Source organism: Brevibacterium sp. (assembly GCF_022712115.1).
GTDB lineage: Bacteria > Actinomycetota > Actinomycetes > Actinomycetales > Brevibacteriaceae > Brevibacterium > Brevibacterium salitolerans.
In genome coordinates, this window is sequence record NZ_JALAHB010000113.1 from 1 (window position 1) to 8,505 (window position 8,505).

At 72.5% G+C, this 8,505-nt stretch carries 10 protein-coding genes; 6 read left to right on the forward strand and 4 right to left on the reverse strand.

The features are described 5' to 3' along the window. Positions 1 to 840, forward strand: an 840-nt coding sequence (locus Q0A33_RS06730; protein WP_291794671.1) for a siderophore-interacting protein, incomplete at its 5' end; no start/stop codon positions are given. An 87-nt stretch (positions 841 to 927) separates the two neighbouring features. Here the strand turns inward: Q0A33_RS06730 and Q0A33_RS06735 are convergent. Continuing rightward, positions 928 to 1,614 (reverse strand): response regulator transcription factor, encoded by a 687-nt coding sequence (locus Q0A33_RS06735; protein WP_291794672.1) that lies wholly within the window; start codon positions 1,612 to 1,614, stop codon positions 928 to 930. Next, on the reverse strand, positions 1,611 to 3,113 hold the full coding sequence (locus Q0A33_RS06740; protein WP_291794673.1) for a histidine kinase: 1,503 nt from the start codon (positions 3,111 to 3,113) through the stop codon (positions 1,611 to 1,613). Before Q0A33_RS06740 ends, Q0A33_RS06735 begins: the two co-directional genes overlap by 4 nt. A 119-nt stretch (positions 3,114 to 3,232) precedes the next feature. Between Q0A33_RS06740 and Q0A33_RS06745 the strand changes: the two genes are divergently transcribed. From Q0A33_RS06745 to Q0A33_RS06760, 4 genes are all read left to right on the forward strand, one after another. After that, complete coding sequence (locus tag Q0A33_RS06745; protein WP_291794674.1) at positions 3,233 to 3,757, forward strand: hypothetical protein; 525 nt, start codon at positions 3,233 to 3,235, stop codon at positions 3,755 to 3,757. An 85-nt stretch (positions 3,758 to 3,842) separates the two neighbouring features. Further along, positions 3,843 to 4,286, forward strand: a complete 444-nt coding sequence (locus Q0A33_RS06750) for a hypothetical protein (RefSeq protein WP_291794675.1) — start codon at positions 3,843 to 3,845, stop codon at positions 4,284 to 4,286. A 129-nt stretch (positions 4,287 to 4,415) separates the two neighbouring features. Then, positions 4,416 to 4,643: a hypothetical protein gene (locus Q0A33_RS06755; RefSeq protein ID WP_291794676.1), complete on the forward strand. Its 228-nt coding sequence runs from the start codon at positions 4,416 to 4,418 to the stop codon at positions 4,641 to 4,643. After that, positions 4,640 to 5,068: a type II toxin-antitoxin system VapC family toxin gene (locus Q0A33_RS06760; RefSeq protein WP_291794677.1), complete on the forward strand. Its 429-nt coding sequence runs from the start codon at positions 4,640 to 4,642 to the stop codon at positions 5,066 to 5,068. The genes Q0A33_RS06755 and Q0A33_RS06760 overlap by 4 nt, the downstream gene beginning before the upstream one ends. Positions 5,069 to 5,118: 50 nt before the next feature. On the opposite strand, the gene Q0A33_RS06765 is transcribed toward Q0A33_RS06760, so the two are convergent. After that, a complete protein-coding gene (locus tag Q0A33_RS06765) occupies positions 5,119 to 6,429 on the reverse strand; it encodes an acyltransferase (protein ID WP_291794678.1) in 1,311 nt (436 codons plus the stop codon). Positions 6,430 to 6,587: 158 nt separating this feature from the next. Further along, positions 6,588 to 7,382, reverse strand: coding sequence for a response regulator transcription factor (locus tag Q0A33_RS06770; protein ID WP_344334329.1), 795 nt, complete (start codon positions 7,380 to 7,382; stop codon positions 6,588 to 6,590). A gap of 129 nt (positions 7,383 to 7,511) precedes the next feature. Here Q0A33_RS06770 and Q0A33_RS06775 point away from each other — a divergent pair, with 129 nt between their 5' ends. Then, entirely contained in the window at positions 7,512 to 8,456 is a 945-nt protein-coding gene (locus tag Q0A33_RS06775) for a DMT family transporter (protein WP_291794679.1), read from the forward strand. Positions 8,457 to 8,505 lie beyond the last annotated feature (49 nt).

Genomic DNA, 8,505 nt, shown 5'->3' on the forward strand with positions numbered 1-8,505 from the left:
ATGCGGGAGTCCGCACGCACCGCCACCTATCGCTTCACGCCCCGCGCCCGCGTGCTCACCGTGGTCGGCGCCGCGCAGCTCTCCGCGAATCTCAAGCGGGTGCGGTTCCGTGCCGACGACGACTTCGCCGAGTTCCCGTTCATCAGCCCGGACGACCACCTCAAGCTCATCTTCGACACGGACGCCGCCGGGGAGCCGGTGCTGCCGGAGTTCTCCGGCGGACAGTGGTCGCCCCGCGGGACGGTCCACCGCGACTTCACCGTGCGCTGGTTCGACCCGCAGGCGCGCACCCTCGACATCGACTTCGTCCTGGGCACCCACGGTGTCGCCGCGCACTGGGCGGCCGAGGCCGCTCCCGGTGACCGGCTCGGCGCACTGGGCCCGCGCGGTGCGTACCTCGTCAAGGACGACGTCTACGACTGGTACCTGCTCGCCGCCGACGAATCCGCGCTGCCCGCCCTGGCCCGCTGGGTCGAGTCCCTTCCCGAGGGCACCCCGGTCACGGCCTACGTCGAGGTCCAGGACGCGGCTTCGCACATCGACCTGCCCACCCGCGCGGATCTCACCGTCCACTGGCTGCACCGCGGCGATGCCGCTCCCGGCACCACGACGATGCTCGCCGACGCCGTCATGCGGCACACGCTCCCGGACCGCAGCGGCTATGTCTGGGCCGCCGGAGAGGCACTGAGCGTGAAGTCGCTGCGCTGCCACCTCATGTTCCGCGAGGGCCTGCCGCGCGACAGCTGGAGCGTGGACGGCTACTGGCGCCGCGGCCGCGCCGACTACGAACGCCTCGAGCCCATCCCCTGCGCGCGCTGCGAGGCCGAGGCCGCGCGCTGAGGCTCGGCACGCTGCGGATCTGCTCTCACACGGCTCGGTCCTCTCGAACCGGTGCTCCGCCCTCGGTATGCGGGGCTCGTTCCCGGATCAGCGATCCTCAGCGGTGAGTCCGGCGCGCACCGCCAGCAGCGCGAGTTCGGTCCGGTCCCTGGCTCCGAGCTTCGTGAGGATCCTGCTCACATAGGTCCGCGCCGTCGCCGGGCTGAGGAACAGCCTCTGTGCGATCTCCGTGTTCGTCTCCCCGTACCCGAGCCGTGCCAGCACCTCGCGCTCCCGCTCCGTGAGCTGGTGCAGGGCTGCTGTCACGGAAGCAGCAGGAGGGGCCGAACCCGCCCCGGCGGCCCCCGGACCTGCGGCCACGTGGTCCAGCACCGTCCGGGCCACGCGCGGAGAGAGCAGGCTGCCGCCGGCCGCAGTGCTGCGCACTGCCTCCCGCAGCGCCTCCGCCCGCGTGTCCTTGAGCAGATAGCCCGCCGCCCCCGCACGCACCGCGTCGAGGACGTCCGCGTCGTCGTCGAAGGTGGTGAGCACGAGCACGCGGGTGCCTTCCAGCGCCGCGTCCCCGCGGATGCGGCGCATGGCCTCGATCCCGTCCATGACCGGCATGCGGAGGTCCATGAGGACCACATCGGGCGCGTGGGCGGCCACTGCGCGGAGAGCCTGTGCACCGTCGGCGGCCTCCGCCACCACCTCGATGTCCTCCGTGCTCTCCAGGAGGGCGCGCAGACCGGCGCGTACGAGGTCCTGGTCGTCGACCAGCAGCACGGTGATCACGTGTGCTCCTCCTCTCCCCCGTCCGCACCGAGCGGCAGCCGCGCCTCGACGACGAACCCCCGGGCGAGCGGATCCCTCTGACTGCGGGCTGCGTCGCCGGGACCTGCACCGTCGGGGCTTGCACCATCGGGGCTTGCACTGTCAGGGCCTGCGCCATCGGGACTTGCGTCGTCGGGGCCTGCGCGGTCGGCGTCCGCGAGCGCCCGGGGACCGGCCTCCAAACAGCCTCCCAGCGCCTCAGCTCGCTCGCGCATGCCGAGGAGGCCGAGGCCGCCGAGACCGTCCTCAGCCGCGCGCCGAGGCACGCCGTCCCGCGGTTCGGGGCGGTCCGCGAGCGATTCGCGCCGAGGCGGGCCCGGATCCGCGATCACCAGGTGCAGTCGCTCGGCGCCCTCCGGCGCAGCTCCGCTCCGCGTCTCGGTGGCGCCTCCGTCTCCGGCCTCGGTCCTGCTCCCGGTCCCAGCCTCGATCCCGGTCTCGGTCTCGGCCTCGGTCTCGGTCCCGCTCCCGGACCCGAGGGTGATCGTGACTCGCGCCCGCGTGGCGAGTGAGTGCCGGACGACATTGGTGAGGGCCTCCTGGACGATCCGCACGGCCGCAGCCTCGACCGGCGCGGGCAGACGAACGGCACCGGTGCGCAGCGCGCGGTCCATCGTCACGTGCGTCTCCACGGGCAGGGCGGCAAACAGGGACTCGAGGCCGGCGAGCGAGCGCGGCGAGCGCACCGCACCCTGACCGTCCTCGCTCCGCCGCAGCGCACGGACGGTCCGGTGCAGCTCCACGGACATGGCGTCGACGGTCTCCCGGATGACGGCGAGCGCGGAGCGCGCCGCGGACGCATCGGCCGCCTCGGCGGCGACCTCGGTGTGCAGGGACAGCACCGCGAGGCGGTGGCCCAGCGAATCGTGCAGGTCCCGGGCAATCGCGGTGCGCTCGGCGGCGAGCGCGGCCTGGGCCTCGCGGCACTCCTTCTCCCGCACCGCGCGCACGAGCTGTGCCGTGCGCTCCTGCAGCTCACGCCGCAGCCGCATGCTCGTGCCCAGGGCGATCGCAGCCGCCATGAGACCCAGGTGGCCCACCAGCTCGTAGCCGATGATCCGGGTGAGATCCTGTCCCTGCAGCGTCCTGGCACCGTAGCTCACGGTGAGCAGGAGGGCCGAGGCCAGCAGTGGCCAGCGCAGGCGGCGGAACTCCGCAGCGGTGAGCAGCGCGCCGGCCGCCGGCACGCTCAGGCCCACCGCGGGATAGCCGGCCGTGTAGTAGCCGAAGAGCGCGGCCACCGTGATCCAGAGGACGAGCAGCGGATACCGGCGGCGGACAAGCATGAGGCAGCCCAGGCCCAGCGCCCAGAGGTAGGCCAGGGCGTCCGGGGCACGGTCTCCCGCCTGATCGGCCGTGATGAGCCAGGAGACGGAGCCCCACACCAGCACGGCGAGGACGAGGTCGAACACCCGCGCACGCGGGCCGTTCCCTCGTTCCGGGCTGCCTCTCGACGTCATGACCTCAGTGTAGGAACGGCAGCGGCGCCGCACAGTCGCTCCGAGGCGACAGCTGCCGGGCGCGAGCTGTCGCTTCCGGACGGATGTGGGAGGGGCGTCCCGGTTCCTAGCGTGGAGGCATGACCTTCTCAGAACGCAGCACGATCAGCTCTCAGCCCGCACCCGGCGACCCACACTCCGCAGCCGCCGGCCCACGAGGAGGGGGACTCGTCCTCCTCGTCCTCGGCCTGGCGCTCCTGGGCGCACCCCGTGTGATCCTCCATGACCTGCACATCCTCGAGGAGGGCACAGCGCTGAATGCGCTCTTCGTGTACGTCCCCGTCCTCGTGTGGGTGGCCGCAGTGCTCTTCCTCCGCATCCGGAGGCCGTTCCTCACGCTGCTCCTGGTGGGTGCGGTCTACGGCGTCCTCCTCGCCGTCATCCACCAGATCTTCTGGACGACGGCCTTTCCCGCCGGCGCTCCGCGGCTGGGCGGGAATCTCACGGAACTCGCCCCTGCGGCGCAGAACCTCATCCTCCGCGGCTTCGCGGTGCTCTCCAGTCTGGTCACCGGCACGCTCGTGGGTGCGGTGTGCGGACTCGTCGCCGCAGGTCTGAGCGCACTGCTCGCTCGTGCGCGGACGCGCGGGGTGCGGGGCACCTGAACGGCCGCCCCTCCGCTCCCCCTGCCCCATGCACCTGGTGCCCTGCACCTCCCACCTCGCACCGAGAATCCCACGGAGACCCGTCATGACCGCAGTTCCTCCCGCCCCGCGCCCAGCGGACGGCAGCACACCTCGGCTCCCCTCGACCAGCCTCGTCTGGGCCCTGGTCCTCGGTGCCTTCGCACTCAGCCGCCCGCTGCTGAAGATCACCGGCGTCGTCGGGGAGGCGGGCCCGGTCCCCTCCGCGGCCGGCTCCCTGGGTGCCACCGTCGCCATCACCCTCGTGTGGGTGTTCGTGGTGGGGCTGAGCCGGATCCCGCGGCCGTTCCTCACGCTCCTCCTGGCCGGACTCGCCTACGGTGTGCTCGCGATCCTGCTCTCCGGGGTTCTCTCCCCTCTGCTCCTCGGACGTCTCGAAGGTCCTCTCGCCCACCCTGTCGCGATCCCGATGGTGCTGGTGACCAATCTCGTCTGGGGTGCACTCGCAGGCGGCCTCGCCCTCGGCCTGCGCCGGCTCCGGCGCGTGTGAGCACCGGCTGGTCTCCGTCACCGCCTCTCCGCATACCGAACCCTCTCCGCGCTGCGCGCTCTCGCCACCGACGAGGCTTCTCACTCCAGCGGCAGCTTGCTAGCATTGAAAGCAAATGAGGAGGGCGATATGGCGACGCTGACGATCAGAGGCCTGCCGGAGGAGACGAGGCGTGCGCTCAAGCGCATGGCCGCAGAGCACAACCGCTCGATGGAAGCTGAGGCGCGGACGATTCTCGAAGCCGCTGCGGCGCCGCGGGTCGATTTCATCGCGGAGTGGCTCCGCGGAGCCGTCGAGGTGCGCGGCGAGTTCGAACTGCCGACTCGCTCCGCTCCCAGAGATATCTCACTGTCATGATCGTTTTGGACACGAATGTCCTCTCGGAGCCGCTGAAGCCCCACCCCTCTCCCGCGGTGCTCACGTGGATGCAGAAGCACTCCCTGGAATCCGCGCTCACCACCATCAGCATCGCAGAGCTTCTCTACGGCGTTCGACGGCTCCCTGACGGCGCACGCAGAACACGGTTGCACGAGCAGGTCGAAACACTGATCGAGGGGGCGGGCGCACGTCAGCTTCCCTTCGACGAGGCGGCAGCCCGGCAGTACGCACAGGTCCGCGCTGCCGGCAGAGCCGCAGGACGAACGATGAGTGCCGAGGACCTGATGATCGCCGCCATCTGCCTCGCCCGGGACTGCGCACTGGCAACTCGGAACGCCCGCGACTTCGAGGGCACCGGTGTGCGCATCGTGAATCCCTGGGAGGACGAGTCCGCGGGTCCATAGACCGTCACACCCGACCGTGCAGCACCTGAACGAACAGAGCACTCCGGTCCTCACCGTCCGCGTCCGGCGGACAGCCCCGCACCCGCCGCGAGCAGCGCCACCGCGCAGATCACCGCCGGCAGGTCGGCCGCACCGGCGAGGAGCGCGAGGGTCACGCCGGCGATCCCGCAGAGCACCGCGAGCGCGGTCCTCGCCGCAAGGCGAGCGCCCGGCGCCGCCGCTCGTCCCGCCTGCGCGCGCCGGCTCCCGCGCTCGATTCCCGCGAGCAGGAGCGCTGCCGGGACGACGAGGGCGCAGACCGCCGCCAGCCACGGCAGACGGGTCGCCCACCAGGCCGCAGTGTGCGGGTCCGGCAACGGCATTCCCGTCACCCAGAGCACGGCCACGAGCAGCAGGACCACAGGCATGTGCCACAGGTACACCGTCATTGCGTGTGCCCCGGCGGCCCGCACGGCTCTGGCCGGTCGAGGTCTGCGCATCCAGCGGTCGAGGGCCGGACGCGCGAGCTGGAGCAGGAAGAACTGCACGACGCCCAGGAGGGCGAGCGCAGCCGTGGGCGGGTTGAGGTTGACGAGCATGTCCGCCGGCCAGCCGCAGGAGACCAGAGCTGCGAGGCCGCCGGTGGCGAGGCCCGCCCCGGTCAGGAGCATCGCCGGCGTCCATCGACCGCCTGCGGAGCGCGGCGCGCATGCGCCGTCGTGCATGAGGAAGCCGATCTGCTGCATGAGCGGCCACACGAGCCCGAGGCCGAGATACCCGACCGGCAGGTCCGTGTGCATGCGGAGGAGGTCCGTGCCCAGCACCGCTGCGGCCAGGACTGCGAGGGTGAGAGCCCGGTGCCGCTCGTGGAGCCGGGCCATGACGGGGACGAGTGAGGTCACGCCCAGATAGACGGCGAGGAACCAGAGGGGCTGCGTGATCCTGCGGCCGGCCTCGGCGACGAGTTCGCCGTCCGCTCCTGCCGCGGAGGCACCGGCGAGCACGAGCCCGGACAGCCCGATCATGACAGCGGCGGGCAGGATGAGACGCATCGCCCGTACACGCACATAGTCCACAGCGCTGTCACCTCGGCCCTGCATCCGCCGCCACTGGTGCAGGCCGGCGAAACCGCCCGCGATGAAGAACAGCGGCATCACCTGGACCACCCAGCTCACGGGCGCGAACCAGCCCTCACCGGCCATGGCTACGGAAGCGGTGAGGCCGCCGTCCGGCGCACGCCCTGCGCCCGCCATGAGAGCGTGGAGCATCACGACGACGAGCAGGGAGAGCGCCCGCACCGCGTCGATGCTCCCGTCGCGCTCCGCGATGCGCACGAGGACGGTCCGGTCTGCGCTGCGCGGGTGTGTGGGGACGACTGACATGGGCGCTCCTCGGATCGACTCCCAGGAACGTACGGAGGCGCACGCCGCCGGGGCATCACCCACAGGAGGGAACGGCGAACCACCCGGAGAGTGAGGCGGGCCTCGGGAACGCGTTCACCCGACCGGTGAGACGCCCACCGGAGGTCCGCGGCGAAGCCTCAGCCGCCCACGCTCACCACCCCGGATTCGTAGGCCGTCACCACGATCTGCGTCCGGTCGCGCAGGCCCAGCTTCGACAGCACGCGGGAAACGTGCGTCTTCACCGTCTGCTCGGACAGGAACAGGTCCTCGGCGATCTCCGCATTGGACCTGCCCGTCGCCACGAGCTTCATGACGTCGAGCTCCCGCTCCGTGAGCTCGGACAGCGTCTGAGTCCGCCGGGGCGCCGGGCGGGAGGCGTAGTCCGCGATGAGCGTGCGGGTGATCCGGGGCGAGAGCAGGGCGTCGCCCGCGGCCACGATCCGCACGGCGGACACGAGCTCCTCGGCCGTCGCGTCCTTGAGCAGGAAGCCGGAGGCGCCCGCCCGCAGCGCGGAGAACACGTACTCGTCCGCGTCGAAGGTGGTGAGGATGATGACCTTGGGGTGCTTCTCCCCCGGCATGGCGAGCACCGCGCGGGTGGCGTCGAGGCCGTTCATGTGCGGCATCCGGATGTCCATGAGGACCACGTCCGGCCGCGTCCGGCGGACCAGGTCCACCGCGCCCGCGCCGTCGTCCGCGCTGCCCACCACCGCGAGGTCCGGCTGCGCGTCGAGGAGGGCGCCGAATCCCTCGCGCACCATGGCCTGATCGTCGACGACGGCCACCCGCACCGCAGCACCGCCGGGTGCCTCCCGTCGCACGGTCACGGGCGAGGTGGCGGCCGCATCGCGCTCGCGGTCAGGCACCGGATCCCCTCCCGTCGCCGCGGGTGTGGGCCGTCCGTCTGCGCTGCTGCCGGGATGGGATGCCATACGGCAGATCGTAGCGGGCGGATCCGGGCCGCCGGAGGACGGCGGGCAGGAGCGGTCACTCGCAGGTATCACCGAAGATCATCCTCAGGCGTGACGACCGGACGGGGACCGCCCCGTAGGTTCGCTGCCATGATCCTCTCCCCCGTCCTCGTCGCCGCGGTCGCGGCGGCCGCGGCAGGTGCCGTCCTCCTCGCCGTCGGCACCCATCTGCAGCATCTCTCCGTCACCCGCGGCCGCGGCGCGGGCACGGCCGTGCGCCTCGCGGTCCTCCGCAGCCCCGTCTGGCTGCTGGGCACCGCGCTGATCGCCGCGGAGACCGTCCTCAACATCCTCGCCCTGGGTCTGGCCCCGGTGGCGCTCGTCCAGCCGGTGGGAGCGCTCTCCCTCGTGTGCGCGGCCCTCATCAGCGCCCGCGCGCTGCGGGTGCCGCTCACCCGCCGCCTGCTCGCCTCCATCGCCCTCACCACCGGATCCATCGCCGTGTTCGTGGGTCTGACGGCCCGCTGCTCGCTCCCCGCCCAGGTCAGCGAGGAGGCGGCCGGCACACTCGTCCTCCTCCTCTGTCTGGGTGCGGCGGCCGCCGTCGCGCTCGCCCGCAGCGGCGCCGGCCACCTCGCGCGGGTGGGTACGGCCGGCGTGCTGTTCGGCACCGTGGCCTCCGGAGCGCACCTGGCCGCCGCCGAGCTGTTCACACGCTCCGGGGACTGGGGCGCCCTGTCCCCCTCCGTGTGGCTCCTCGTCCTCGCACTCGCGCCGGCCTCGGGCGCGGGGATGTGGCTGGTGCAGACCGCCTACGCCTCCGGGCCGCCGGAGACGGTGCTGGCAGGACTCACGGTCGTGGACCCACTCACGGCCGTCGCCGTGGGAGCCCTGCTGCTGGGCGAGTACGCGCCGATGCCGCCTGAGGTCCTGAGCCTTCTCATCGTCAGCGCTCTCGTCGCGTTCGCGGGGATCGGCATGCTCGCCCGTCATCACCCCGGCGTGGGAGGGCGAGCCGCGGCCGAGGCGGTGCCGGCCTCGCTCACCGCCTCGCCCGCCGCCGGGGTCCGCGCGCGGGAAGGCGCCGTCCGATGACGGCCGCGCCTCCGCACCGCACGTCCCCGCACCTCGCACCTGGGACACC